Origin of the sequence: Paenibacillus pasadenensis (genome assembly GCF_023715725.1) — a bacterium.
In the GTDB taxonomy this organism is placed as follows: Bacteria; Bacillota; Bacilli; order Paenibacillales; family Paenibacillaceae; genus Paenibacillus_O; species Paenibacillus_O pasadenensis_A.
In genome coordinates this window covers 1-384 of the sequence record NZ_JAMBOT010000076.1, presented here as the reverse complement: position 1 = coordinate 384, position 384 = coordinate 1, and the positions used below count along the sequence as shown (strand labels likewise).

The following is a 384-nucleotide window of genomic DNA, read 5'->3' as shown; positions in this document are numbered from 1 at the left end:
GCACCTTTATCTATGTGCCGAAGGGCGTCCGCTGCCCGATGGAGCTGTCGACCTATTTCCGCATCAACGCCGAAAAGACCGGGCAGTTTGAACGCACCATTCTGGTGGCTGATGAAGGCAGCTACGTCAGCTATATTGAAGGCTGCTCGGCGCCGGTGCGCGACAGCTATCAGCTGCATGCCGCGGTCGTTGAAGTCATCATCCATAAAGACGCGGAAGTGAAATACTCCACGGTGCAGAACTGGTTCCCCGGCGATAACACCACCGGCGGGATCCTCAACTTCGTCACCAAGCGCGCCCTGTGCGAAGGGGAGAACAGCAAAATGTCATGGACCCAGTCGGAAACCGGCTCGGCCATCACCTGGAAATACCCCAGCTGCATCC

1 protein-coding gene is annotated in these 384 nt (G+C 57.8%); it reads left to right on the top strand.

Annotated features, from left to right (window positions below; genetic code table 11):
- Positions 1-38: 38 nt before the first annotated feature.
- A partial coding sequence (locus M3223_RS24050; RefSeq protein WP_285891434.1) for a SufD family Fe-S cluster assembly protein occupies positions 39-384 on the top strand: 346 nt, incomplete at its 3' end.